19 protein-coding genes are annotated in these 25,526 nt (G+C 57.0%); 8 read left to right on the top strand and 11 right to left on the bottom strand.

Annotation, left to right across the window (positions count from 1 at the left end; translation table 11 throughout):
* The first annotated feature begins 163 nt into the window (after positions 1-163).
* The 7 genes from dapB (at position 164) to folA (ending at position 9,288) form a co-directional block, all read left to right on the top strand.
* Positions 164-985, top strand: coding sequence for a 4-hydroxy-tetrahydrodipicolinate reductase (gene dapB, locus HCH49_RS13010; protein WP_221702787.1), 822 nt, complete (start codon positions 164-166; stop codon positions 983-985).
* Positions 986-1,438: 453 nt separating this feature from the next.
* Complete coding sequence (carA, locus tag HCH49_RS13005) at positions 1,439-2,587, top strand: glutamine-hydrolyzing carbamoyl-phosphate synthase small subunit (protein ID WP_010427050.1); 1,149 nt, start codon at positions 1,439-1,441, stop codon at positions 2,585-2,587.
* 18 nt (positions 2,588-2,605) lie between these two features.
* Positions 2,606-5,830 (top strand): carbamoyl-phosphate synthase large subunit, encoded by a 3,225-nt coding sequence (gene carB / locus HCH49_RS13000; RefSeq protein WP_039260850.1) that lies wholly within the window; start codon positions 2,606-2,608, stop codon positions 5,828-5,830.
* Positions 5,831-5,968: 138 nt separating this feature from the next.
* Positions 5,969-6,202 (top strand): YgdI/YgdR family lipoprotein, encoded by a 234-nt coding sequence (locus tag HCH49_RS12995; RefSeq protein ID WP_023310357.1) that lies wholly within the window; start codon positions 5,969-5,971, stop codon positions 6,200-6,202.
* Positions 6,203-6,305: 103 nt separating this feature from the next.
* On the top strand, positions 6,306-6,836 hold the full coding sequence (kefF, locus tag HCH49_RS12990; protein WP_221702786.1) for a glutathione-regulated potassium-efflux system oxidoreductase KefF: 531 nt from the start codon (positions 6,306-6,308) through the stop codon (positions 6,834-6,836).
* Complete coding sequence (gene kefC, locus HCH49_RS12985; RefSeq protein ID WP_033144606.1) at positions 6,829-8,694, top strand: glutathione-regulated potassium-efflux system protein KefC; 1,866 nt, start codon at positions 6,829-6,831, stop codon at positions 8,692-8,694. The genes kefF and kefC overlap by 8 nt, the downstream gene beginning before the upstream one ends.
* Positions 8,695-8,808: 114 nt before the next feature.
* Entirely contained in the window at positions 8,809-9,288 is a 480-nt protein-coding gene (gene folA, locus HCH49_RS12980) for a type 3 dihydrofolate reductase (protein ID WP_008502023.1), read from the top strand.
* Between the two features lie 39 nt (positions 9,289-9,327).
* Here the strand turns inward: folA and apaH are convergent, their stop codons facing one another.
* From apaH to lptD, 6 genes are read right to left on the bottom strand one after another with little or no spacing between them, the layout of a single operon-like run.
* On the bottom strand, positions 9,328-10,176 hold the full coding sequence (apaH, locus tag HCH49_RS12975) for a bis(5'-nucleosyl)-tetraphosphatase (symmetrical) ApaH (protein WP_023310360.1): 849 nt from the start codon (positions 10,174-10,176) through the stop codon (positions 9,328-9,330).
* Positions 10,177-10,180: 4 nt separating this feature from the next.
* Positions 10,181-10,558, bottom strand: a complete 378-nt coding sequence (gene apaG / locus HCH49_RS12970) for a Co2+/Mg2+ efflux protein ApaG (protein WP_023310361.1) — start codon at positions 10,556-10,558, stop codon at positions 10,181-10,183.
* 3 nt (positions 10,559-10,561) lie between these two features.
* A complete protein-coding gene (gene rsmA / locus HCH49_RS12965; protein WP_023310362.1) occupies positions 10,562-11,383 on the bottom strand; it encodes a 16S rRNA (adenine(1518)-N(6)/adenine(1519)-N(6))-dimethyltransferase RsmA in 822 nt (273 codons plus the stop codon).
* On the bottom strand, positions 11,380-12,366 hold the full coding sequence (gene pdxA, locus HCH49_RS12960) for a 4-hydroxythreonine-4-phosphate dehydrogenase PdxA (protein ID WP_063408265.1): 987 nt from the start codon (positions 12,364-12,366) through the stop codon (positions 11,380-11,382). Before pdxA ends, rsmA begins: the two co-directional genes overlap by 4 nt.
* Positions 12,366-13,652 (bottom strand): peptidylprolyl isomerase SurA, encoded by a 1,287-nt coding sequence (gene surA, locus HCH49_RS12955; RefSeq protein WP_033144608.1) that lies wholly within the window; start codon positions 13,650-13,652, stop codon positions 12,366-12,368. The genes pdxA and surA overlap by 1 nt, the downstream gene beginning before the upstream one ends.
* A gap of 53 nt (positions 13,653-13,705) precedes the next feature.
* Complete coding sequence (lptD, locus tag HCH49_RS12950; protein WP_033144609.1) at positions 13,706-16,057, bottom strand: LPS assembly protein LptD; 2,352 nt, start codon at positions 16,055-16,057, stop codon at positions 13,706-13,708.
* 239 nt (positions 16,058-16,296) lie between these two features.
* Between lptD and djlA the strand changes: the two genes are divergently transcribed.
* Positions 16,297-17,112, top strand: a complete 816-nt coding sequence (gene djlA / locus HCH49_RS12945) for a co-chaperone DjlA (protein WP_221702785.1) — start codon at positions 16,297-16,299, stop codon at positions 17,110-17,112.
* A gap of 28 nt (positions 17,113-17,140) precedes the next feature.
* Here the strand turns inward: djlA and rluA are convergent, their stop codons facing one another.
* The 5 genes from rluA to araA form a co-directional block, all read right to left on the bottom strand.
* Positions 17,141-17,800: a bifunctional tRNA pseudouridine(32) synthase/23S rRNA pseudouridine(746) synthase RluA gene (gene rluA / locus HCH49_RS12940; RefSeq protein WP_167818870.1), complete on the bottom strand. Its 660-nt coding sequence runs from the start codon at positions 17,798-17,800 to the stop codon at positions 17,141-17,143.
* Positions 17,801-17,812: 12 nt separating this feature from the next.
* A complete protein-coding gene (gene rapA, locus HCH49_RS12935; protein ID WP_221702784.1) occupies positions 17,813-20,719 on the bottom strand; it encodes an RNA polymerase-associated protein RapA in 2,907 nt (968 codons plus the stop codon).
* Positions 20,720-20,847: 128 nt separating this feature from the next.
* Positions 20,848-23,205, bottom strand: a complete 2,358-nt coding sequence (gene polB / locus HCH49_RS12930) for a DNA polymerase II (protein ID WP_221702783.1) — start codon at positions 23,203-23,205, stop codon at positions 20,848-20,850.
* 74 nt (positions 23,206-23,279) lie between these two features.
* Complete coding sequence (gene araD, locus HCH49_RS12925; RefSeq protein ID WP_221702782.1) at positions 23,280-23,975, bottom strand: L-ribulose-5-phosphate 4-epimerase; 696 nt, start codon at positions 23,973-23,975, stop codon at positions 23,280-23,282.
* Between the two features lie 47 nt (positions 23,976-24,022).
* Positions 24,023-25,525, bottom strand: a complete 1,503-nt coding sequence (araA, locus tag HCH49_RS12920; RefSeq protein ID WP_221702904.1) for an L-arabinose isomerase — start codon at positions 25,523-25,525, stop codon at positions 24,023-24,025.
* Between the last annotated feature and the right edge of the window lies 1 nt (position 25,526).

Below are 25,526 nucleotides of genomic sequence, written 5' to 3'. Positions count from 1 at the left end.
TTTTTTACCCGTTACTTTATCGTGACGACAAAATCATGTCTTTTACTGATATTTAAGTCGGTTTCACGTTAAATTCTAATTATCGGTGTTTTCAGTTGGCAGTGCTTCTCAAGGCTGGTTAATCTGAAAACGGTTTACATCATTTTAACGTAAGAGAATAACTATGCATGATGCACAGATCCGTGTCGCCATTGCGGGCGCGGGTGGACGTATGGGCCGTCAGCTTATTCAGGCGGCACTTCAGATGGATGGCGTCGCGCTTGGCGCGGCACTGGAGCGTGAAGGTTCGTCGCTTCTGGGAACCGATGCCGGTGAGCTGTCGGGCGCAGGCCACACGGGCGTTACCGTGCAAAGCAGCCTGGAGGCGGTAAAAGAGGACTTCGATGTATTCATCGATTTTACCCGCCCGGAAGGTACGCTCGCGCATCTGGCGTTTTGTCGCCAGTACGGCAAGGGGATGGTAATCGGCACCACCGGTTTTGACGATGCGGGCAAGCAGGCTATCCAGGATGCATCAAAAGAGATTGCGATTGTCTTCGCCGCAAACTTCAGCGTGGGCGTTAACGTCATGCTGAAGCTGCTGGAGAAGGCCGCGAAGGTGATGGGCAACTATACCGATATCGAGATCGTAGAAGCTCACCACCGTTACAAGGTTGATGCGCCATCGGGTACGGCGCTGGCGATGGGCGAAGCGATTGCTCATGCACTTGATAAAGATTTAAAAGACTGCGCGGTCTATACGCGTGAAGGTTACACCGGCGAACGCGTTCCTGGCACTATTGGCTTCGCAACCGTGCGAGCGGGTGACATCGTCGGCGAACACACGGCGATGTTCGCCGATATTGGCGAACGCGTCGAAATTACGCATAAAGCCTCCAGCCGAATGACGTTCGCCAACGGCGCCGTACGCTCTGCTTTGTGGCTGAAAATCAAGAAAAACGGCCTTTTTGATATGCGAGATGTGCTCGATCTCAACAATTTGTAAGCATTATTACCCATCGTGATGTGGTTATTGCAGTCGTAATTGTTTGATTGCATAGGGCAATATTTTATTGCCCTTTTATTTTATCTATTTCATAGCGTATTTTTGTTTAAGTCTCTAAATATCTCTCTCTTGTGGCGTTTTAACGTTACTGAAATGTAAATTTTGACCATCTGGTCTACTTTATAGTGCTGCACCATCTCATTTTTCATTAAACCAGGCGCGCAAGCGTTTTCCGCAGTGATTTACCTGATCTTTTTGTCGCTTAAGCCGCAATCCACTCGCCAGACTTGCAAAAGAGTAAACAAAATATCCGTTTTAAGTTGACTTTTACCCACCAAATCCCCAGAATGCCGCCGTTTGCCAAAAATCCGCTGGCAACACATTTGCATTGATCCATGACATGCTATGAATTAATATGCAAATAAAGTGAGTGAATATTCTCTGGAGGGTGTTTTGATTAAGTCAGCGCTATTGGTTCTGGAAGACGGAACCCAGTTTATCGGTCGGGCCATAGGGGCAACGGGTTCGGCGGTTGGGGAAGTCGTTTTCAATACTTCAATGACCGGTTATCAAGAAATCCTCACTGATCCTTCCTATTCTCGCCAAATCGTTACTCTTACTTATCCTCATATCGGCAATGTCGGCACCAATGCGGCTGACGAAGAATCTTCTCAGGTACATGCGCAAGGCCTGGTCATCCGCGACCTGCCGCTGATTGCCAGCAACTTCCGCAATACCGAAGACCTCTCTTCTTACCTGAAGCGCCATAACATCGTGGCGATTGCCGATATCGATACCCGTAAGTTAACGCGTCTGCTGCGCGAGAAGGGTGCACAGAACGGCTGCATCATCGCGGGTGATAACCTCGATGCGACGCTGGCGCTGGAAAAAGCGAAAGCCTTCCCGGGCCTGAACGGCATGGACCTGGCGAAAGAAGTGACGACCGCTGAAGCCTACAGCTGGACTCAGGGTAGCTGGACGCTGGAAGGCGACCTGCCGGAAGCGAAAAAAGAGAGCGAGCTGCCGTTCCACGTGGTGGCCTACGATTTCGGCGCCAAGCGCAACATCCTGCGCATGCTGGTTGACCGCGGCTGCCGCCTGACGGTGGTTCCGGCACAAACGTCTGCCGAAGACGTGCTGAAGATGAATCCGGACGGTATTTTCCTGTCCAACGGCCCTGGCGACCCGGCGCCGTGCGATTACGCCATCGCCGCCATCAAGTCCTTCCTGGAAACCGACATCCCGGTATTCGGCATCTGCCTCGGCCATCAGCTGCTGGCGCTGGCGAGCGGTGCGAACACCGTTAAGATGAAGTTCGGCCACCACGGTGGTAACCACCCGGTGAAAGACATCGATAACAACACGGTGATGATCACCGCGCAGAACCACGGCTTTGCCGTCGATGAAGCCTCAATGCCGGCTAACCTGCGTGTGACCCATAAGTCGCTGTTCGATGGCACCCTGCAGGGAATTCATCGCACCGATAAGCCAGCATTCAGCTTCCAGGGTCACCCGGAAGCCAGCCCGGGCCCACACGACGCCGCGCCGCTGTTCGATCACTTCATCGAACTTATCGAGCAATACCGTAAGACCGCTAAATAATCAGGAGCCGAGAAGACAATGCCAAAACGTACAGACATAAAAAGCATCCTGATCCTTGGCGCTGGCCCGATCGTCATCGGCCAGGCCTGCGAATTCGACTACTCCGGCGCGCAGGCGTGTAAAGCCCTGCGTGAAGAGGGTTACCGCGTAATCCTGGTAAACTCTAACCCGGCAACCATCATGACCGACCCGGAAATGGCTGATGCAACCTACATCGAGCCGATTCACTGGGAAGTGGTACGTAAAATCATCGAGAAAGAGCGTCCGGACGCGGTGCTGCCAACCATGGGCGGCCAGACGGCGCTGAACTGTGCGCTGGAGCTGGAGCGTCAGGGTGTGCTGGAAGAGTTCGGCGTGACCATGATTGGTGCGACCGCCGACGCGATTGATAAAGCAGAAGATCGTCGCCGCTTCGACGTGGCGATGAAGAAAATCGGCCTCGACACCGCGCGTTCCGGTATCGCACACAACATGGAAGAAGCGCTGGCCGTCGCGGCTGACGTGGGCTACCCGTGCATCATCCGTCCATCGTTCACCATGGGCGGCACCGGCGGCGGTATCGCCTACAACCGCGAAGAGTTCGAAGAGATTTGCGAACGCGGTCTGGATCTCTCCCCAACCAAAGAGCTGCTGATTGATGAATCGCTGATTGGCTGGAAAGAGTACGAGATGGAAGTGGTGCGTGATAAAAACGACAACTGCATCATCGTCTGCTCCATCGAAAACTTCGATGCGATGGGTATCCACACCGGCGACTCCATCACCGTTGCGCCAGCCCAGACCCTGACCGACAAAGAGTATCAAATCATGCGTAACGCCTCGATGGCGGTACTGCGTGAAATCGGCGTGGAAACCGGCGGTTCTAACGTGCAGTTCTCGGTGAACCCGAAAACCGGCCGTCTGATTGTTATCGAAATGAACCCGCGCGTGTCCCGTTCCTCCGCGCTGGCCTCTAAAGCGACCGGCTTCCCGATTGCGAAAGTGGCGGCGAAGCTGGCGGTGGGTTACACCCTCGACGAGCTGATGAACGACATCACCGGTGGCCGCACCCCTGCGTCCTTCGAGCCGTCCATCGACTACGTTGTGACCAAAATTCCACGCTTCAACTTCGAGAAATTCGCGGGCGCGAACGACCGTCTGACCACCCAGATGAAGTCTGTCGGTGAAGTGATGGCGATTGGCCGCACGCAGCAGGAATCCCTGCAGAAAGCGCTGCGCGGCCTCGAAGTGGGCGCGACCGGTTTTGACCCGAAAGTGAGCCTGGACGACCCGGAAGCGCTGACCAAAATCCGCCGCGAGCTGAAAGACGCGGGCGCAGAGCGTATCTGGTATATCGCCGATGCCTTCCGTGCGGGCCTGTCCGTCGACGGCGTGTTCAACCTGACCAACATCGACCGCTGGTTCCTGGTGCAGATTGAAGAGCTGGTGCGTCTGGAAGAACAGGTCGCGGAGCTGGGCATCAACGGCCTGGACGCTGACTTCCTGCGCGTGCTGAAGCGCAAAGGCTTCGCCGATGCGCGTCTGGCTAAGCTGGCGGGCGTGCGCGAAGCGGAAATCCGCAAGCTGCGCGACCAGTACGACCTGCACCCGGTCTACAAGCGCGTGGACACCTGTGCGGCTGAATTCTCGACCGATACCGCCTATATGTACTCCACCTATGAAGACGAGTGCGAAGCGAACCCGTCCGTCGACCGCGACAAGATTATGGTGCTGGGCGGCGGTCCAAACCGTATCGGCCAGGGCATCGAGTTCGACTACTGCTGCGTACACGCCTCGCTGGCGCTGCGCGAAGACGGTTACGAGACCATCATGGTCAACTGTAACCCGGAAACCGTCTCTACCGACTACGACACCTCTGACCGCCTCTACTTCGAGCCGGTTACCCTGGAAGACGTGCTGGAAATCGTGCGCATCGAGAAGCCAAAAGGCGTTATCGTGCAGTACGGCGGCCAGACCCCGCTGAAGCTGGCGCGCGCGCTGGAAGCAGCAGGCGTGCCGGTTATCGGCACCAGCCCGGACGCGATTGACCGTGCGGAAGACCGCGAGCGTTTCCAGCAGGCGGTTGACCGTCTGAAGCTGAAACAGCCGGCGAACGCCACCGTCACCGCCATTGAAATGGCCGTTGAGAAGGCGAAAGAGATTGGCTACCCGCTGGTGGTGCGTCCTTCCTACGTGCTGGGCGGCCGCGCGATGGAAATCGTGTATGACGAAGCCGACCTGCGTCGCTACTTCCAGACTGCGGTGAGCGTTTCCAACGATGCGCCTGTGCTGCTCGACCGCTTCCTCGACGACGCGGTAGAAGTGGACGTTGACGCCATCTGCGACGGCGAAATGGTGCTGATTGGCGGCATCATGGAGCACATCGAGCAGGCGGGCGTGCACTCCGGCGACTCCGCCTGTTCTCTGCCAGCCTACACGCTGAGCCAGGAGATTCAGGACGTGATGCGCCAGCAGGTGCAGAAGCTGGCCTTTGAGCTGCAGGTTCGCGGTCTGATGAACGTCCAGTTCGCGGTGAAAGACAACGAAGTCTACCTGATTGAAGTCAACCCGCGTGCGGCACGTACCGTACCGTTCGTCTCCAAAGCCACCGGCGTTCCGCTGGCGAAAGTGGCGGCGCGCGTGATGGCGGGTCAGACGCTGGCGCAGCAGGGCGTGACCAAAGAGATCATTCCACCGTACTACTCGGTGAAAGAAGTGGTGCTGCCGTTCAACAAATTCCCGGGCGTTGACCCGCTGTTAGGGCCAGAAATGCGCTCTACCGGGGAAGTGATGGGCGTGGGACGCACCTTCGCAGAAGCGTTCGCGAAGGCGCAGCTGGGCAGTAGCTCCACCATGAGAAAATCAGGCCGTGCGCTGCTCTCCGTTCGCGAAGGCGACAAAGAGCGCGTGGTTGACCTGGCCGCCAAGCTGCTGAAACAGGGCTTCGAGCTGGACGCAACCCACGGTACCGCGATTGTGCTGGGCGAAGCCGGCATCAACCCGCGTCTGGTGAACAAGGTGCATGAAGGTCGTCCGCACATTCAGGACCGTATCAAGAATGGCGAATACACCTACATCATCAACACCACCGCAGGCCGCCAGGCGATTGAAGACTCCAAGCTGATTCGTCGCAGCGCGCTGCAGTACAAAGTGCACTATGACACCACCCTGAACGGCGGTTTCGCGACGGCCATGGCGCTGAACGCGGATGCCACCGAGAAGGTGATTTCAGTGCAGGAAATGCACGCGCAGATTAGCAAATAAGTAAAAATGCCCGGTGCCGTTCGGCTGCCGGGCATTCTCCCATCTTCAGAACCTTCTGGTTTTTCATCCGCTTTCAGTCAGTTAGCCTAAAATGGTTAGGTCGATAACGAAATTCAACTGAGAGCAGGGGAAAACACCATGCAAAATAAATTACTGATCGCTTCCGTTCTGGCTGCCACGACAATGTTTACCGTTGCGGGCTGTTCGTCTAATCAGGCCGTAAAAACCACCGATGGCAAAACCATTGTCACCGACGGCAAACCACAGGTGGATGACGATACCGGTCTGGTGTCGTATAAAAACGCCGAAACCGGTCAAACCGAGCAGATTAACCGTGACCAGGTGAAATCCATGGGCGAGCTGGATAACTAATTCAGAATTCTGACGTAAGCCCGTCAATAATATTCACTATTAGCCTGTTGAATTACTGACTACACTCTTTTGTTAAAAGAAAGCAGTAACAACAGGCTAATCAATGATTCTGATAATTTATGCCCATCCTTATCCGCAGCACTCGCATGCGAATAAGCGGATGCTTGAGCAGGTAAGGACGCTTGATAACGTAGAGATACGTTCCCTCTATCAACTCTATCCCGATTTTAATATCGATATCGCCGCCGAACAGGAGGCGCTTTCCCGTGCCGATCTGATTATCTGGCAGCATCCGATGCAGTGGTACAGCACGCCTCCGCTCCTGAAGATGTGGATTGATAAAGTCTTCTCCCACGGCTGGGCGTATGGCCACAACGGCAATGCGCTAAAAGGAAAAAGCCTGATGTGGGCGGTCACCACCGGCGGTGGGGAAAGCCATTTTGATATCGGTTCCTTCCCGGGTTTTGACGTCCTGGCGCAGCCGCTGCAGGCGACCGCGCTCTATTGCGGTCTGAACTGGCTCCCGCCGTTTGCGATGCACTGCACGTTTGTTTGCGACGATGAAACGCTGCAGGCGCAGGCTCGTCATTATAAACAACGCTTACTTGAGTGGCAGGAGACGCACCATGGATAGCCATACGCTGATACAGGCGCTGATTTACCTCGGCGCGGCGGCGCTGATTGTGCCCGTGGCGGTCCGCCTGGGGCTGGGCTCGGTGCTTGGCTACCTGATTGCGGGCTGCGTCATTGGGCCGTGGGGCTTTAGACTGGTCACGGATGCCGAGGCGATTCTCCATTTCGCTGAAATTGGCGTGGTGCTGATGCTGTTTGTGATTGGCCTGGAGCTCGACCCGCAGCGGCTGTGGAAGCTTCGCGCCTCGGTATTTGGCGGCGGAGCGCTGCAGATGGTGGCCTGCGGCCTGCTGCTGGGCGGGTTCTGCATCCTGTTAGGAATGGACTGGAAAGTGGCAGAGCTCATCGGCATGACGCTGGCGCTCTCCTCGACAGCGATTGCCATGCAGGCGATGAACGAGCGAAATCTGACGGTCTCCCAGATGGGACGCAGCGCGTTCTCGGTGCTGCTATTCCAGGACATTGCCGCTATCCCGCTGGTAGCGATGATCCCGCTGCTGGCGGCCAGCGGTTCCTCTACCACGCTGGGCGCTTTCGCGCTGTCGGCGCTGAAGGTGGCGGGCGCGCTGGCGCTGGTGGTGCTGCTTGGTCGCTACGTCACCCGCCCGCTGCTGCGGTTTGTCGCCCGCTCTGGCCTGCGCGAAGTGTTCAGCGCCGTGGCGCTGTTCCTGGTGTTTGGCTTCGGTCTGCTGCTGGAGGAGGCCGGGCTGTCGATGGCGATGGGGGCGTTCCTCGCAGGCGTTCTGCTGGCGAGCTCTGAATACCGTCACGCGCTGGAAAGCGATATCGAGCCGTTCAAAGGGTTGCTGCTGGGTCTGTTTTTCATCGGCGTCGGGATGTCCGTCGACTTCGGCACGCTGGTGACGCATCCGCTGCGGATCGTCATCCTGCTCGTCGGCTTCCTGGTCATTAAAATGGTGATGCTGTGGCTGATTGCTCGCCCACTGAACGTGCCGGGCAGGCAGCGCCGCTGGTTCGCCGTGCTGCTGGGGCAGGGGAGTGAATTTGCGTTCGTGGTGTTTGGCGCCGCGCAGATGGCAAACGTGCTCGATCCCGAGTGGGCGAAGGCGCTGACGCTGGCAGTCGCCCTGTCGATGGCGGCGACGCCTGTGCTGCTGGTGGTGCTGACGCGCCTGGAGAAATCGGACAGCGGTCAGGAGCGCGAGGCCGATGAGATCGACGAGGAGCAGCCGCGCGTCATCATCGCCGGATTTGGCCGCTACGGGCAGATCGTGGGTCGTTTACTGCTGTCGAGCGGGGTGAAAATGGTCATCCTCGATCACGACCCCGACCATGTCGATACCCTGCGTAAATTTGATATGAAGGTGTTTTACGGGGATGCAACCCGCGTCGATCTGCTGGAATCCGCCGGGGCGGCAAAAGCCGAGGTGTTGATTAACGCCATTGACGATCCGGAAACCAGCATGCAGATGGTGGAGCTGGTAAAAGAGCATTTCCCGGCGCTGACTATTATCTCCCGCGCGCGCGATGTGGATCACTACATCCGGCTGCGGCAGGCGGGCGTAGACGCGCCCGAGCGTGAAACCTTCGAAGGTGCGCTGAAGTCTGGCCGCATGGCGCTGGAAAACCTGGGGCTCGGCGCGTATGAAGCACGCGAACGGGCAGACCTGTTCCGCCGCTTTAATACCGAGATGGTCGAAGAGATGGCGGCGATGGCCGGCAGTACCGCCACCGAGCGTGCGGCGGTCTTCAAACGCACCAGCGCGATGCTGACGGAAATCATTAACGAGGACCGTAACCACCTGTCGCTGATCCAGCGCCATGGCTGGCAGGGCACGGAAGAGGGCAAGCATACCGGCGATCCGGCTGACGAGCCCGAGAGTAAACCTTCCGCGTGAAGTGGAGTTGCCAGCAATATTAAAAAATTTCTTTATCTTTACCCTGCCGCCAGTCGACGAAAGATTAAGCTTTCCGTATAGTGGCGGCAATTTTTTGCATCCGGGAAATTTTCAATGATCAGTCTGATTGCAGCGCTGGCGGTAGACCGCGTTATCGGTATGGAAAATGCCATGCCGTGGAACCTGCCTGCCGATCTCGCATGGTTTAAACGTACTACGTTAAACAAGCCGGTAGTGATGGGCCGCCTGACCTGGGAGTCGATTGGTCGTCCATTGCCGGGCCGTAAGAATATCGTTATCAGCAGCCAGCCGGGCACTGACGATCGCGTCGAATGGGTAAAATCAGTAGACGAGGCGATTGCTGCATGCGGCAATGCCGAAGAGATCATGGTGATTGGCGGTGGGCGCGTGTACGAACAGTTCCTGCCAAAAGCGCAGAAGCTGTATCTGACCCACATTGATGCAGAAGTGGAAGGGGATACTCATTTCCCGGACTACGATCCGGACGAGTGGGAATCGGTATTCAGCGAATTCCACGACGCGGATGCACAGAACTCCCACAGCTACTGCTTCGAGATTCTGGAACGTCGTTAAGTGATTTTCCCTCTCCCGGCCGGGAGAGGGAATAGCGTATCAGGAGGCAACGGCCTCGCTTTCCCCCAGGTCCAGCTGTCGGTTGGACGGCTGCACAAAGTAAGCTTTATCTTCCCAGCGTAAGCAGGTTAACTCTCCGCCCCAGCAGCATCCGGTATCCAGACCGTAAATCCCTTCCGGTGTGCCTTTTCCTTCCAGTGCAGCCCAGTGGCCAAATACCACGCTGTACTCGCTTGTCACCGGTCCCGGAATGGCAAACCACGGTTTCAGCGGAGCGGGCGCGCTTTCCGGCGTCTCTTTGGAATACATGTCCAGCTGTCCGTTCGGGAAGCAGAAGCGCATGCGGGTGAACGCGTTGGTGATAAAGCGCAGACGGGCCAGACCGCTGAGATCCTCGCTCCAGTGGTTCGGCATATCGCCGTACATGGCATCGAGGAAGAAAGGATACGAGTCGCTTGCCAGCACCGCCTCAACGTCACGCGCGCAGGTTTTCGCCGTCTCAAGATCCCATTGCGGGGTGATCCCGGCATGCGCCATGACCAGCTTTTTCTCTTCGTCGATCTGCAGCAGGGGCTGACGGCGCAGCCAGTTAATCAGATCGTCCGCGTCCGGCGCATCCAGCAGTGGGGTGAGGCGATCTTTAGGTTTGTTGCGGCTGATCCCGGCGAAAACCGCCAGCAGATGCAGATCGTGATTGCCCAGCACCATGCGCACGCTATCGCCCAGCGATTTGACGAAACGTAATACTTCAAGGGAGCCGGGGCCACGCGCGACTAAATCGCCCGTCAGCCAGAGCGTGTCCTGTCCTGGCGTAAAGTCGACCTGTTTTAATAATGCGATCAGTTCATCGTAGCAACCGTGAACGTCGCCAATCAGATATGTAGACATTAGATTAATGAATGAGTGTGGTTACGGCGAGACGGAACACAGGAATGGCAACGCGGAAATCATTGCCATCGACGTCGACCATTTCATAATGGCCCTGCATGGTACCCATCGGCGTTTCAATCACCGCGCCGCTGGTATACTGGTACTCTTCGCCAGGGGCGATGTGGGGCTGTTCACCGACCACACCTTCGCCCTGAACTTCGATTTCGCGGCCATTGCCGTTAGTGATAAGCCAGTAGCGCCCGCGCAGCTGCACGGGCATCCGCCCCAGATTGCGAATGGTCACGGTGTAAGCGAAAACAAAACGTTCTTCGTCCGGTGAGGACTGTGATTCAACATAGACGCTTTGTACATGGACACATACGCGGGGCGAATCAATCATGGCTTAACTCTCCTTCGGCGGCGCATTATCGCTGATGTAATTAGCCAGCTTGCAGTACTGCTCTACGGAAATGTTCTCCGCACGCATTGCCGGGTCGATCCCCAGCTCGGCTAACACCTCAACGGTAAACGAATTGCTCAGGCTGTTACGGATCGTTTTACGGCGCTGGTTAAAGGCTTCTGTGGTAATGCGGCTCAGTACGCGCAGATCTTTAACCGGATACGGTTTCGTCTTGTGCGGCACAAGGCGCACAACCGCTGAATCCACTTTCGGTGGTGGTGTGAACGCTGACGGCGGTACTTCGAGTACCGGGATCACGTTGCAGTAATACTGTGCCATCACGCTTAAACGACCATACGCTTTACTGTTCGGGCCTGCAACCAGACGGTTAACAACCTCTTTTTGCAACATGAAGTGCATGTCGGCAATGGCATCAGTATAGCTAAAGAGGTGGAACATGAGCGGCGTGGAGATGTTGTACGGCAGGTTGCCGAACACGCGCAGCGGCTGGCCCATTTTTTCGGACAGTTCGCCAAAGTTCATGGTCATGGCGTCCTGCTGATAGATGGTCAGCTTCGGCCCGAGGAACGGGTGCGTTTGCAGGCGTGCGGCCAGATCGCGGTCCAGTTCGATGACGGTCAACTCGTCGAGGCGTTCGCCTACCGGCTCGGTCAGCGCGGCAAGGCCCGGGCCGATTTCGACCATCGCCTGGCCTTTTTGCGGATTAATAGCCGAGACAATGCTTTCGATCACGAACTGATCGTTAAGGAAGTTTTGCCCGAAACGTTTACGGGCTAAGTGGCCCTGATGGACTCGATTAGTCATTGAGTATTAACAATCATTTTGATGGCGAGATTAAGCGCCGTAATAAAACTGCCGACATCCGCTTTCCCCTGGCCTGCCAGATCCAGCGCAGTACCGTGGTCAACGGACGTTCGAATAAAGGGTAAACCGAGGGTGATATTCACCCCGCGGCCAAAGCCCTGGTATTTTAGCACGGGCAGGCCCTGATCGTGGTACATCGCGAGCACGGCGTCGGCATTATCCAGGTATTTCGGCTGGAAAAGGGTATCTGCAGGCAGCGGCCCGCTGAGGTTCATCCCCTTCGCCCGCATTTCGTTGAGTACCGGAATGATGGTGTCGATCTCTTCGGTGCCCATGTGCCCGCCTTCACCGGCATGCGGATTCAGGCCGCAGACCAGCACGTGCGGCTGCGGGATCCCAAACTTTGTCTGCAGATCGTGATGCAAAATCCCGATGATCTCGCGCAGGAGTTCAGGGGTGATCGCATCAGGAATGGCTTTGATCGGCAGATGGGTAGTCACCAGCGCAACGCGCATTTCCTCCGTCGCCAGCATCATCACCACTTTCGGGCTGTGCGAGCGCTCTTCGAAGAACTCCGTATGCCCGGTAAAGGGTATACCCGCTTCGTTGATGACGCCTTTGTGGACGGGGCCGGTGATCAGGGCGGCAAATTCGCCCTTCAGGCAACCGTCGCAGGCGCGCGCCAGGGTTTCAACGACATAGTGGCCGTTTTCCGTGCTGAGCTGGCCCGGTATGACCGGCGTACGAAGGGGGATGGAAAGAAGGGTGAGCGTACCGGCTTGCTGCGGTGCAGGCTGTTGGCCTTCAACGTAAGGGATGAGCGTTAAAGGCAGACCGAGGAGCGTTGCCCGGTCTTGTAACAGTGTTGCATCGGCGCAGACAACCAGCTCTACCGGCCAGCTGCGCTGAGCGAGCTGAACAACGAGGTCAGGTCCAATCCCGGCGGGTTCGCCGGGCGTGATAACAACACGATGCTGTTTCATTAGTTGCTCAGAACTTTCACGTAAGCGCTGGCGCGTTGTTCCTGCATCCAGGTTGCGGCTTCTTCAGAGAACTTACGGTTAAACAGCATACGGTAGGCTCTGTCTTTCTGTGCCGCATCCGTTTTATCAACGTTACGGGTGTCCATCAGCTCGATCAGATGCCAGCCAAATGAAGAGTGGACCGGCGCGCTGATCTGGCCTTTGTTCAGCTTCATCAACGCATCGCGGAAGGCAGGATCGTAAATATCCGCAGCCGCCCAGCCCAGATCGCCGCCCTGGTTAGCAGAGCCTGGATCCTGAGAGAACTCTTTTGCTGCCTTCGCAAATGAGGTTTTACCGCTCTTAATGTCAGCTGCGATCTGTTCCAGCTTCACACGCGCCTGATCGTCAGTCATGATCGGTGACGGTTTCAGAAGTATGTGGCGAGCGTGAACTTCGGTGACGGAGATATTTTGGCTCTGGCCGCGCAGATCGTTCACCTTCAGAATGTGGAAGCCCACGCCTGAACGAATAGGACCAACGATATCCCCTTTCTTCGCCGTGCTCAGCGCCTGGGCAAAGATAGATGGCAGCTCCTGAATACGTCCCCAGCCCATCTGGCCGCCTTTCAGCGCCTGTTGGTCAGCGGAGTAGGTGATTGCCAGCTTGCCAAAGTCGCCGCCGTTACGCGCCTGTTCAACAATAGAACGCGCCTGGCTTTCTGCTTCCGCAGCCTGATCGGACGTTGGGTTCTCTGGCAGTGGGATCAGAATGTGGCTCAGGTTCAGCTCTGTGCTCGCATCGTTCTGGTTGCCCACCTGTTTTGCCAGCGCGTCCACTTCCTGAGGCAGGATGGTGACGCGGCGACGCACTTCGTTGTTACGCACTTCCGAAATCAGCATCTCTTTACGGATCTGGTTACGGTAGGTGGCGTAGCTGATGCCGTCATAGGCCAGACGGCTGCGCATCTGGTCTAAAGACATATTGTTCTGCTTCGCGATGTTAGCGATCGCCTGATCGAGCTGCTCGTCAGTGATCTTCACACCCATTTTCTGCCCCATCTGCAGAACGATCTGATCCATGATCAGACGCTCCAGGATCTGGTGGCGCAGCGTGGCGTCATCCGGAAGCTGTTGACCGGCTTCGCCCGAATTGAGCTTCACCGATTTCATCAGACCGTCAACGTCACTTTCAAGCACGACGCCGTTGTTAACCACAGCAGCGACTTTATCAACAACCTGGGGGGCGGCGAAGCTGGTATTCGCAACCATAGCGACACCGAGCAGCAGCGTTTTCCAGTTCTTCATACTTTTTCCATTTCAATTAACCGCAAAGCGGATTACGTTGCAAATCAAGCACATTACAAGGCGCTACTGTACGGCAGAATATTCGAGCGCAGCATTTTCTGCGTACCCAGACCGTAGTTGGAACTCAGGCCGCGTAACTCGAAGTTAAAGCCAATCACGTTATCGTATTTGCTCTGATTGTTTTCACTGTTCCAGCCGTTAAGCTTGCGTTCGTAGCCGACACGCAGCGCGTAACAGCAGGAGTTATATTGCAGACCCACCATCTGGTCAGCAGGTTTATTGGCGTTAGTGTCAAAGTAGTAAGCGCCTACGATTGACCAGCGGTCGGCGATTGGCCAGCTCGCTGCGCCACCCACCTGCGAAATACCGTCTTTATACTGCTCTGCAGTACCATAGTTTGGTAACGTCGCCTGAATATATTCCGGGCTGGCATAACGATAGGTCAACTGCACCATACGATCTTCATCCCGGCGGTACTCAATCGCCGCCGTACTGTTGGCGATATTGTCGAGACGGGTGTCATATTGCACGCCACCGCGAAGACCCCAACGATCGGTCATACGCCAGTAGGTATCACCAGCCCAAATCAGCGAACCTGTCTTGTTATCTTTCTCCCACTTAATATTGTCATCGCCGGTGCGAGACTCGGTGAAATAGTAGATTTGACCAACAGAAACGTTAAAACGTTCAACGGCAGCGTCATCATAAACGCGTGATGTGACCCCGGTCGTTAACTGGTTCGCTGAGGCGATGCGGTCAAGGCCACCGTAGGTACGGTCGCGGAACAGGCCGCTGTAATCAGATTGCAGTAAAGAGGAGTCATAGTTATTGATGTTGCTCTGATCGCGATAAGGCACATACAGGTACTGCATACGTGGCTCCAGCGTCTGGGTATAGCCATCCGCCAGAAGTCCCATATTGCGTTCGAAGATCAGCTTACCGTCCATTTTGAACTGTGGAAGCGTACGGTTTACGCTTTCCTCAAGATGAGCGTTGTTGCTGGTGTTGTAATCATCAATATTTTTTTGCTGATAGTGTGTCGCCATCAGCTTGGCTTCCGTGTTCAGGCTTGCCCAGTCATTCGACCATGGCAAGTTGATGACGGGCTCCAGGTGAACTCGGGTGGCTTCCGGCATATTGGAATTGGTGTTTACAAAATGCACCGCCTGACCATAAATACGGGTGTCGAACGGACCCACGTCATTCTGGTACCAGTTAACGTCCAGCTGCGGCTCGGCACCATAGGTACTCGCGGTCTGGCTGGAGAACACCTGGAACTGCTTGTTGGTTACCGTCGCATCGAAGTTCTGCACCGCATAGCCAACGCTGAAGATCTGCGTGGCATAACCGTCGGTACTCGAACCGTATTTTGACGAGAAATCGTTGAAGTAGTTCGGGTCACTGACCTTGGTGTAGTTAACGTTAAAACGCCAGACCTGATCCATTACCCCGGAATGCTGCCAGAAATACATCCAACGGTGTTTATCGCCTTCGGTCGGATGCTCGTCCTGGAAGACTTTATCCGACGGCAGATAATCCAGCTCCATCAGACCCGCACCGGCGTGGGTCAGATAGCGGAACTCGTTCTCCCACATGATGTTGCCGCGCTTGTGAATATAGTGCGGCGTGATCGTCGCATCCATGTTTGGCGCGATGTTCCAGTAATACGGCAGGTAGAACTCAAAGTAGTTCGTGGTGCTGTATTTGGCATTCGGGATCAGGAAACCGGAGCGACGTTTGTCACCCACGGGAAGCTGCAGATAAGGGCTGTAGAATATGGGCACCGGACCCAGCTTAAAGCGGGCGTTCCAGATCTCTGCCACCTGTTCTTCGCGGTCATGGATAACTTCGCTACCGACCACGCTCCAGGTATTGGAACCCGGCAGACATGACGTGAACGTACCGTTTTCCAGGATCGTATAGCGGTTTTCGCCGCGCTGTTTCATCAGGTCTGCGTCGCCGCGCCCCTGGCGACCCACCATCTGGTAATCACCTTTCCAGACGTTAGTATCTTTAGTATTCAGGTTTGACCAGGCTTTCGGACCTTTCAGGATGACCTGATTGTCGTCATAGTGCACATTACCCAGCGCATCCACCGTTCGTACCGGCTCGGCCGCACCTTCCGGCTGCTTCTGGTGCAACTGCACTTCATCTGCCTGCAGGCGGCTATTGCCCTGGTTAATATCGACATTGCCCGTAAACGTGGCATTGTCAGGGTAAGTCCCTTTCGAACTGTCGGCAGTAATGGTTACCGGCAAGCTATTTGTATCGCCACTCACCAGTGGGCGATTATAACTTGGAACGCCAAGCATACACTGCGAGGCGAGATCGGCCGCCAGACCCTGTTGACTGTACAGGGCGGAGCCAATCATTGTGGCCAGGAGGGTGGGGATACGTTTTTTCATACGTTGTATTTTATTGTTCCGTCATCAGTGGCTACGGCTTACAAACGCTCAGAGACTATCTTACTCATCTGCGCAGTACCAGCGTTAATCCTGCCCGTTTGCGTGCCAGAGTGTTAGGCTCGCTATCGAATGACGAGTATGATAAAGCAAATTATAGGCGATGTCCTTCAATTGACCGTGACTTGAACACAGTGATGATGACGTTGCGTCGGCAAGGAATATGACTATCCGGGGAGTATATGCAGTATTGGGGTAAAATAATCGGCGTTGCGTTCGCCATCATCATGGGTGCCGGGTTCTGGGGGATTGTGCTTGGGCTTATTATCGGCCATATGTTTGATAAGGCGCGCAGCCGCAAAATGGCCTGGTTTGCCAATCAGCGCGAGCGTCAGTCACTCTTTTTCTCCACCACCTTTGAGGTCATGGGGCACTTAACCAAATCCAAAGGGCGTGTCACAGAAGCCGATATTCAGATTGCCAGCGTCTTTATGGATCGCATGAATCTGCACGGCGACTCCCGTCTGGAAGCGCAAAATGCGTTTCGCATCGGTAAGTCGGATAATTATCCGCTTCGCGAAAAAATGCGTCAGTTCCGCAGCATCTGCTTTGGACGTTTTGATTTAATTCGGATGTTTCTGGAAATTCAAATCCAGGCGGCTTTCGCAGACGGTTCACTTCACCCTAATGAACGTGACGTGCTGTACGTCATTGCGGAAGAGCTGGGCATCTCCCGCGTGCAGTTCGACCAGTTCCTGCGCATGATGCAGGGCGGGGCGCAGTTTGGCGGCGGCTATCACCAGCAGTCGTCCGGCGGTGCCTGGCAGCAGGCGCAGCGTGGTCCGACGCTGGAAGACGCCTGCAACGTGCTTGGCGTTAAGCCCTCTGACGATCAGACCACGATTAAACGTGCCTATCGTAAGCTCATGAGCGAACACCATCCGGACAAACTGGTCGCGAAAGGCTTACCGCCAGAGATGATGGAGATGGCGAAGCAAAAAGCGCAGGAAATCCAGAAGGCGTACGAGCTCATTAAAGAGAAGAAAGGTTTCAAATAAAAAAAGCCCGACGATGTCGGGCTTTTTTTTAGAAGTCCACCGGGGCTTTAAACGTCATCGCGTTACCGAAGGCCGGATGGGTGATGGTGAGCGTCTGCGCGTGCAGCTGCAGACGTGGCGCTAAGGCCAGCGCTTCAGGCGGCGCGTAGAAGCGGTCGCCCAGAATCGGATGACCCAGGGCGAGCATATGCACGCGCAGCTGGTGCGAACGTCCGGTAATCGGCTTAAGCAGGACGCGCGCGGTATTATCCGGCGCGTACTCCAGCACTTCGTACTCGGTCTGCGCGGCCTTGCCGGTTTCGTAACACACCTTCTGCTTAGGCCGGTTTGGCCAGTCGCAGATCAGCGGTAAATCTACCAGCCCTTCCGCCTTTGCGGGGTGGCCCCAGACGCGGGCGACATACTGCTTTTTCGGCTCGCGCTCGCGGAACTGGCGCTTTAACTCGCGTTCCGCCGCTTTGTTCAGCGCCACCACAATCACGCCGCTGGTGGCCATATCCAGGCGATGGACAGACTCCGCCTGCGGATAATCGCGCTGAATGCGCATCATCACGCTGTCCTTGTGCTCGTCCAGACGCCCCGGCACGGACAACAGGCCGCTGGGCTTGTTGACCACCATAATATGTTCATCCTGATACAGAATGACCAGCCAGGGATCCTGAGGCGGATTGTAAGGCTCCATCACCATCTTGCGCTCCGTTTACTGATGCGTCACAACGATAAGACGCAGGGCATCCAGACGCCAGCCAGCCTGATTCAGGCTTTCCAGCACCTGCTGACGGTTGCTTTCAATCGCAGCCAGCTCGTCGTCGCGGATGTTCGGGTTGACCGCTTTTAACGCTTCCAGACGGGACAGCTCCGCAGACAGTTTCTCGTCGGCTTCACTGCGCGCGGCGTCAATCAGCGCTCTGGCCGCTTTTTCAATCTGGGTTTCGCCCAGTTGCAGAATAGCGTGCACATCCTGCTGTACCGCGTTCACCAGCTTGCTGCCCGTATGGCGGTTTACCGCACTCAGCTGTCGGTTGAAACTCTCGAATTCAACCTGTCCCGCCAGGTTCGTGCCGTTTTTATCCAGCAGCAGACGCACCGGTGTTGGCGGCAGGAAGCGGGTGAGCTGCAGCTGTTTCGGCGCCTGCGCTTCCACAACGTAGATCAGCTCCACCAGCAGGGTGCCCACCGGCAGCGCCTTGTTTTTCAACAGGGAGATGGTGCTGCTGCCGGTATCGCCGGAGAGGATCAGGTCCAGACCGTTGCGGATCAGCGGGTGTTCCCAGGTGATAAACTGGGCATCTTCGCGGGACAGCGCCACGTCACGCTCGAAGGTGATGGTACAGCCATCTTCCGGCAGGCCCGGGAAATCCGGAACCAGCATGTGATCGGACGGAGTCAGGACAATCAGGTTCTCGCCGCGGTCGTCCTGGTTGATGCCGACGATATCGAACAGGTTCATGGAGAAGCTGATCAGGCTGGTGTCATCATCCTGTTCTTCAATACTCTCAGCCAGCGCCTGCGCTTTTTCACCGCCGTTGGAGTGGATCTCCAGCAGGCGGTCGCGGCCCTGCTCCAGCTGCGCTTTCAGCGCATCGTGCTTCTCACGGCAGGACTTGATCAGCTCATCAAACCCTTCCGCGTTTTCCGGCGTGGCCAGGTAGCCGATCAGATCGCCATGCACTTGATCATAAATGGTGCGGCCCGTCGGGCAGGTATGTTCAAACGCGTCCAGACCTTCGTGGAACCAGCGTACCAGCACGGACTGCGCGGTTTTTTCCAGATACGGCACGTGGATCTGAATATCATGCGCCTGGCCGATACGATCCAGACGGCCGATACGCTGCTCCAGCAGATCCGGGTTAAACGGCAGATCGAACATCACCAGGTTGCTGGCGAACTGGAAGTTACGGCCTTCAGAGCCGATTTCCGAGCACAGCAGAACCTGTGCGCCGCTGTCCTCTTCTCCGAACCACGCCGCGGCGCGGTCGCGCTCGACGATGGACATGCCTTCGTGGAACACGGCGGCGCGAATGCCTTCACGCTCGCGCAGAACCTGCTCCAGCTGCAGCGCGGTGGCCGCTTTGGCGCAGATCACCAGCACTTTCTGGGAGCGGTGCGCGGTCAGGTAGCCCATCAGCCACTCCACGCGCGGATCGAAGTTCCACCAGGTGCCGGTATCGCCTTCAAATTCCTGGTAGATTTGTTCCGGATAAAGCATGTCGCGGGCGCGCTCTTCCTGGGTTTTGCGCGCACCCATAATGCCGGAGACTTTAATCGCCGTCTGATACTGCGTCGGCAGCGGCAGCTTAATCGTATGCAGCTCGCGTTTCGGGAAGCCTTTGACGCCGTTACGGGTGTTACGGAACAGCACACGGCTGGTGCCGTGGCGGTCCATCAGCATGTCGATCAGCTCTTTACGCGCGGATTCCGCGTTGTCGCTGTCGCTGTTCGCAGCCTGCAAAAGCGGCTCGATATCCTGCTCGCCAATCAGATCGCTCAGGGTGTTGAGCTCGTCATCAGAAAGACGCTTGCCCGCCAGCAGCATGGCGACGGCATCGGCGACCGGACGGTAGTTATTCTGTTCTTCCACGAACTGCTCAAAGTCGTGGAAACGGTTTGGATCGAGCAGGCGCAGACGGGCGAAGTGGCTTTCCAGACCCAGCTGCTCCGGCGTTGCGGTCAGCAGCAGGACGCCAGGCACGCGTTCGGCAAGCTGCTCGATAGCCATGTATTCGCGGCTCGGCGCGTCTTCGCTCCAGACCAGGTGGTGCGCTTCGTCAACAACCATAATGTCCCACTCGGCATCGCACAGGTGCTCAAGACGCTGCTTGCTGCGGCGCACGAAGTCCAGGGAGCAAATGACCAGCTGTTCGGTTTCAAACGGGTTGTCGGCGTCGTGCTGCGCTTCGGCATAGCGTTCATCGTCGAACAGAGAGAAACGCAGGTTAAAGCGGCGCAGCATCTCAACCAGCCACTGGTGCTGCAGGGTTTCTGGCACCACGATCAGCACGCGTTCGGCAGCGCCGGAAAGCAGCTGTTGATGCAGGATCATGCCCGCTTCGATGGTTTTACCCAGGCCCACTTCATCTGCCAGCAGCACGCGCGGCGCGTGGCGACGGCCCACGTCGTGGGCGATGTTCAGCTGGTGGGGGATCAGGCTGGTGCGCTGGCCGCGCAGGCCGCTCCACGGCATGCGGTACTGTTCACTCTGGAACTTACGCGCGCGATAGCGCAGGGAGAAGCGATCCATACGGTCGATTTGCCCGGCAAACAGGCGGTCCTGCGGCTTGCTGAACACCAGTTTGCTGTCGAGCAGCACTTCACGCAAGATGACATTGGCTTCATCCGTATCAAGACGAGTACCAATGTAGGCGAGCAGTCCATTCTCTTCTTTTACGTCTTCAATCTTGAGCTGCCAGCCGTCATGGCTGGTCACGGTGTCGCCCGGATTGAACATCACGCGGGTAACAGGGGAGTCATTGCGAGCGTACAGACGGTTTTCACCGGTGGCAGGGAAGAGGAGGGTAACCATACGCGTATCGATTGCTACTACGGTTCCTAGTCCAAGTTCGCTTTCTGTATCGCTGATCCAGCGTTGACCAAGTGTAAAAGGCATAGTTGTTCGGCTCTAATCTTTAATTGCAGGCAATAGTTCGACTACCGTCAAAAAAGACGGTCAACGAAAAATGGGTCCAGGAATGGAAAGGGCGCTATGGTACTGGATGGCAGCCATTTCGTCACGCGTCAAAATAGGCCAAGTTGCCCTGTAACCAGTGTAGCAAAATCACCGTCGATGAAGGGCAAAATTCCGTCGGCAACCGGCTGAAGCTGGCGCGTCAGATAGTGTTCGTAATCGAGAGGAGAGTGCTGATAATCCACGGGTTCCGGGCCGCTAATGGTCCAGACGTATTTGATGGTTCCCCGGTTTTGATACTGCGGCGCGCGGCCACGGCGTACGTTTTCCTCATCCGCCAGGCGCGCGGCGCGTACGTGCGGAGGAACGTTGCGCTGGTACTCCGCCAGCGGGCGGCGCAGGCGCTTGCGGTATACCAGCTGCGCGTCAAGTTCGCCCGCCATCAGGCTGGCTATCGTCTCGCGCACGTAGTCCTGATAGGGCTCATTGCGAAACACCCGCAGATAGAGCGTCTGCTGGAACTGCTGCGCCAGCGGCGTCCAGTCGGTACGTACCGTCTCCAGCCCTTTAAAAACCATCCGCTGCGCGTCGCCTTCCTGAATCAGCCCGGCGTAGCGCTTCTTGCTGCCCTGATCGGTGCCGCGAATGGTGGGCATTAAAAAGCGGGCGAAATGGGTTTCAAATTCCAGCTCCAGCGCGCTGGTTAACCGCTCTTTCTGCAAATGTTCCTGCCACCAGTCGTTCACGAAGGCGACCAGCGCGTTGCCGATTTGCGCGGCGTCGTCTTCTGAATGCGCGCCCTTAAGCCACACAAAGGTGGAGTCCGTGTCGCCGTAGATGACGTCATAGCCCCGGGACTCAATCAGCGCTTTGGTCTGGCGCATGATCTCGTGCCCGCGCATGGTGATCGAGGAGGCCAGACGCGGGTCAAAGAAGCGGCAGGCGCTGGTGCCCAGCACGCCGTAAAAGGCATTCATAATGATTTTCAGCGCCTGTGATAGCGGCTTGTTGCCGTGGCGCTTGGCCTCATCGCGGCCGTGCCAGATGTTTCCCACGATTTCAGGCAGGCAGTGTTTTTCTCGCGAGAAGCGTGCGCCGAGGAAACCTTCGGTGCTGTGCTCATCGTCCGGCTGGGCCATGCCCTCAACCAGCCCGACGGGATCGATCAGGAAGGTACGGATAATCGACGGGTACAGGCTTTTGTAGTCCAGCACCAGCACCGAGTCATACAAACCTGGCCGGGAGTCCATCACGTACCCGCCGGGGCTTGCCTGCGGCGGTACGTCCCCGAGGTTGGGGGCGACGTATCCCGCCCGGTGCATGCGCGGAAAATAGAGGTGGCTAAAGGCCGCCACGGAGCCGCCGTGCCTGTCTGCCGCCAGGCCGTTTACCGTCGCGCGCTCCAGCAGGAACGGCATAATCTCGGTTTTGTGGAAAATCTGCGTGACCAGCTCGCAGTCTTTCAGGTTATAGGTGGCAAGCGCCGGTTTATCTTCATTAAAGCGCCGGTCGATCTCGTCCATTCTGTCCCAGGGGTTGTCGATGGATTTGCCTTCGCCAAGCAGCTCCTGTGCGACCGCTTCGAGGGAGAATGAAGAGAAGTTCCAGAAGGCGGACTTAAGCGCCTCGATGCCGTCGATAATCAGGCGACCGTTGGCCTGCGCGAAGAAAACACCGTTCTTAAAACCGTGTTCGCGCCATTCCAGCTCGCTGTTTCCGCGCCCCAGCATCAGCGGGATGCGGTAGCGCTCGGCGTGCTTTTGCAGGACGCGCAGGTCGAACTGCACCACGTTCCAGCCGATCAGAACATCGGGATCGTTGTCGGCAAACCACTGGTTAAGTTTCTCCAGCAGCTGCGGGCGGCTGTTGACGTACTCAAGCCGGAAATCCAGCGCGGATGCATCGCCATTCGGCGGCCCGAGCATATAGACAACCCGATCGCCGCAGCCTTCCAGACCGATGCAGTACAGTTCGCCGTGACGGGTGGTTTCTATATCCAGTGAGACCCACTTCAGCGGCGGGCGGTAGTGCGGATTCGGCTTCAGGCGCGCGTTAACGAGGCTGCCGCTCTGCGCGGTGCCGTCGACCCAGACGGGGGCGGTGATGAACCGCTCCATCAGAAAGCGTTCCGGTGGGCGGATATCGGCCTCATAGAGCGTCACGCCCGCCTCGCGGAGCAGCTTTTCATAGCGCATCAGCTGGCGATGGGCGCGACAGTAGAGGCCGTAAACCGGCTGACGGTGGAAATCCTTCAGCTCAAGCGGGGTGATGCGCCAGCCGTTTTCGCCGCGCAGCAGCTGCTTTACCTTTTCGACGTGGGCTTCAGGAATAAAGGCCACGGATTCCTGCGGGGGCAGCGTAACGTGTAGCGGACCGCTGTCGGTTGCCAGCCAGAACGCGACCTCGGTGCCCTGAGGGGTATCCCGCCAGTGTCGGGTCAGTAAAAAGCCTTCTTGCGCCTGCGCCACACCGTTATCCCAGAAAACAAAACCAGGCCTGATTATAGCCTGGTTAAGATTTTAATGCTGGGTTTATATACAGTTTACTGCCCGTAATAGGCCTTCGCACCGTGCTTGCGCAGGTAATGCTTATCCAGCAGGGTTTGCTGCATATCCGGCAGCTGCGGCGCCAGCTGGCGACAGAAGATCCCCATATAGGCGACCTCTTCGAGCACGATGGCGTTATGTACCGCGTCCTCTGCGTTTTTACCCCAGGCAAACGGGCCGTGGGAGTGCACCAGCACGCCGGGCATCTGCGCGGCGTCAATCCCCTGTTTCTCAAAGGTTTCGACAATCACGTTGCCTGTTTCCCACTCATATTCGCCGTTAATCTCGGCGTTGGTCATCAGACGCGTGCAGGGAATGGTGCCGTAAAAGTAGTCCGCGTGCGTGGTGCCGGTCGCCGGGATGGACTGGCCCGCCTGCGCCCAGATGGTGGCGTGGCGCGAATGGGTATGCACGATGCCGCCGATGGTCGGGAATGACCGATACAGCAGGCGGTGAGTCGGCGTATCGGAGGACGGTTTTTTCTTACCTTCGACCACTTCGCCGGTCTCAAGGCTGACAACGACCATATCGTCTGCGGTCATCACCGTGTAATCCACGCCGGAAGGCTTAATCACGAACACGCCTTTTTCGCGGTCAACGGCGCTGACGTTGCCCCATGTCAGGGTGACCAGATTATGTTTCGGCAGCGCCAGGTTGGCTTCGAGCACCTGACGTTTGAGATCGTCTAACATCGTTATCTCCCTGCCCGGTGAGCGTAGCGTCACCGGGCATTCCGTACTTAGCGTTTTGAACCGTAATAGACTTCGTTCCAGCGCAGCGCGTCTTTGAAGGAGGGCAGGCGGGTATCGTTATCAATCACGGTCAGCTCTATGTCGTGCAGCTCGGCGAACTGACGCATGTCGTTCAGATCCAGCGCGTGGCTAAACACCGTGTGGTGCGCGCCGCCGGCCAGGATCCAGGCCTCTGAGGCGGTTGGCAGGTCAGGCTGTGCTTTCCACAGGGCGTTGGCGACCGGCAGTTTCGGCAGAGAGTGCGGCGTTTCAACCGCATCGACGCAGTTCACCAGCAGGCGGAAGCGATCGCCCAGGTCGATCAGGCTGGCGTTGATGGCCGGGCCCGTGCGGGTGTTGAAGATCAGACGCGCCGGATCGGCTTTGCCGCCGATGCCGAGGTACTGCACGTCGAGGATCGGTTTCTCTTCCACGGCGATCGTCGGGCACACTTCCAGCATGTGCGAGCCGAGCACCAGGTCGTTGCCGTTTTCGAAGTGATAGGTGTAGTCCTCCATAAAGGAGGTGCCGCCCTGCAGACCGGTCGACATCACCTTCATGATGCGAAGCAGAGCGGCAGTTTTCCAGTCGCCTTCGCCCGCAAAGCCGTAGCCCTGCTGCATCAGACGTTGTACCGCCAGACCCGGCAGCTGTTTCAGGCCGTGGAGGTCTTCAAAGGTAGTGGTAAAGGCGTGGAAGCCTCCCTGTTCCAGGAAGCGCTTCATGCCCAGCTCGATGCGCGCCGCGTCCAGCACGTTCTGACGCTTGTCGCCGTTGATTTGTGCCGCAGGCGTCAGGCGGTAGCTGCTTTCGTACTCGTCCACCAGCGCGCTCACGTCGCCGTCGCTGACTTCATTCACCACCTGCACCAGGTCGCCCACGGCCCAGGTATTCACGGAGAAGCCGAACTTGATCTGCGCGGCCACTTTGTCGCCGTCGGTGACCGCTACTTCACGCATGTTGTCGCCGAAACGCACCACTTTCAGATGGCGGGTATCCTGCTTAGAGACCGCCTGACGCATCCATGAGCCGATACGCTGTTGCGCCTTGCCGTCCTGCCAGTGGCCGGTGACCACCGCGTGCTGCTGGCGCATACGCGCGCCGATGAAGCCGAACTCGCGGCCGCCGTGCGCGGTCTGGTTCAGGTTCATAAAGTCCATGTCGATGCTGTCCCACGGCAGGGAGGCGTTGAACTGGGTATGGAACTGCAGCAGCGGTTTGTTGAGGATAGACAGGCCGTTGATCCACATTTTGGCGGGTGAGAAGGTGTGCAGCCACACCACCAGACCGGCGCATTTATCGTCGTAGTTGGCGTCGCGGCAGATGTGGGTAATTTCGTCAGGCGTCGTGCCCAGCGGTTTCAGCACCAGTTTGCACGGCAGTTTAGCTTCCGCGTTCAGCGCGTTAACGACGTGCTCCGCGTGTTTCGTCACCTGCTGCAGCGCTTCCGGTCCGTACAGATGCTGGCTGCCAATCACAAACCACACTTCATAGTTATTAAAAATGGTCATC

It is taken from the genome of Enterobacter sp. Y17, from assembly GCF_019730495.1.
In the GTDB taxonomy this organism is placed as follows: Bacteria; Pseudomonadota; Gammaproteobacteria; order Enterobacterales; family Enterobacteriaceae; genus Enterobacter; species Enterobacter asburiae_B.
The sequence above is the reverse complement of the archived record's forward strand: the minus strand, read 5'-3'. Positions and strand labels throughout refer to the sequence as shown.

Bases quoted from the DNA above. Each gene is read 5' to 3' on its own strand.
- HCH49_RS12995 (WP_023310357.1), top strand. From the start codon at position 5,969: ATGCAAAATAAATTACTGATCGCTTCCGTTCTGGCTGCCACGACAATG.
- carB (WP_039260850.1), top strand. From the start codon at position 2,606: ATGCCAAAACGTACAGACATAAAAAGCATCCTGATCCTTGGCGCTGGC.
- araA (WP_221702904.1), bottom strand. From the start codon at position 25,525: ATGACCATTTTTAATAACTATGAAGTGTGGTTTGTGATTGGCAGCCAG.
- lptD (WP_033144609.1), bottom strand. From the start codon at position 16,057: ATGAAAAAACGTATCCCCACCCTCCTGGCCACAATGATTGGCTCCGCC.
- araD (WP_221702782.1), bottom strand. From the start codon at position 23,975: ATGTTAGACGATCTCAAACGTCAGGTGCTCGAAGCCAACCTGGCGCTG.
- rapA (WP_221702784.1), bottom strand. From the start codon at position 20,719: ATGCCTTTTACACTTGGTCAACGCTGGATCAGCGATACAGAAAGCGAA.
- rluA (WP_167818870.1), bottom strand. From the start codon at position 17,800: ATGGTGATGGAGCCTTACAATCCGCCTCAGGATCCCTGGCTGGTCATT.
- djlA (WP_221702785.1), top strand. From the start codon at position 16,297: ATGCAGTATTGGGGTAAAATAATCGGCGTTGCGTTCGCCATCATCATG.
- kefC (WP_033144606.1), top strand. From the start codon at position 6,829: ATGGATAGCCATACGCTGATACAGGCGCTGATTTACCTCGGCGCGGCG.
- rsmA (WP_023310362.1), bottom strand. From the start codon at position 11,383: ATGACTAATCGAGTCCATCAGGGCCACTTAGCCCGTAAACGTTTCGGG.
- surA (WP_033144608.1), bottom strand. From the start codon at position 13,652: ATGAAGAACTGGAAAACGCTGCTGCTCGGTGTCGCTATGGTTGCGAAT.
- kefF (WP_221702786.1), top strand. From the start codon at position 6,306: ATGATTCTGATAATTTATGCCCATCCTTATCCGCAGCACTCGCATGCG.
- apaH (WP_023310360.1), bottom strand. From the start codon at position 10,176: ATGTCTACATATCTGATTGGCGACGTTCACGGTTGCTACGATGAACTG.
- folA (WP_008502023.1), top strand. From the start codon at position 8,809: ATGATCAGTCTGATTGCAGCGCTGGCGGTAGACCGCGTTATCGGTATG.
- pdxA (WP_063408265.1), bottom strand. From the start codon at position 12,366: ATGAAACAGCATCGTGTTGTTATCACGCCCGGCGAACCCGCCGGGATT.
- apaG (WP_023310361.1), bottom strand. From the start codon at position 10,558: ATGATTGATTCGCCCCGCGTATGTGTCCATGTACAAAGCGTCTATGTT.
- dapB (WP_221702787.1), top strand. From the start codon at position 164: ATGCATGATGCACAGATCCGTGTCGCCATTGCGGGCGCGGGTGGACGT.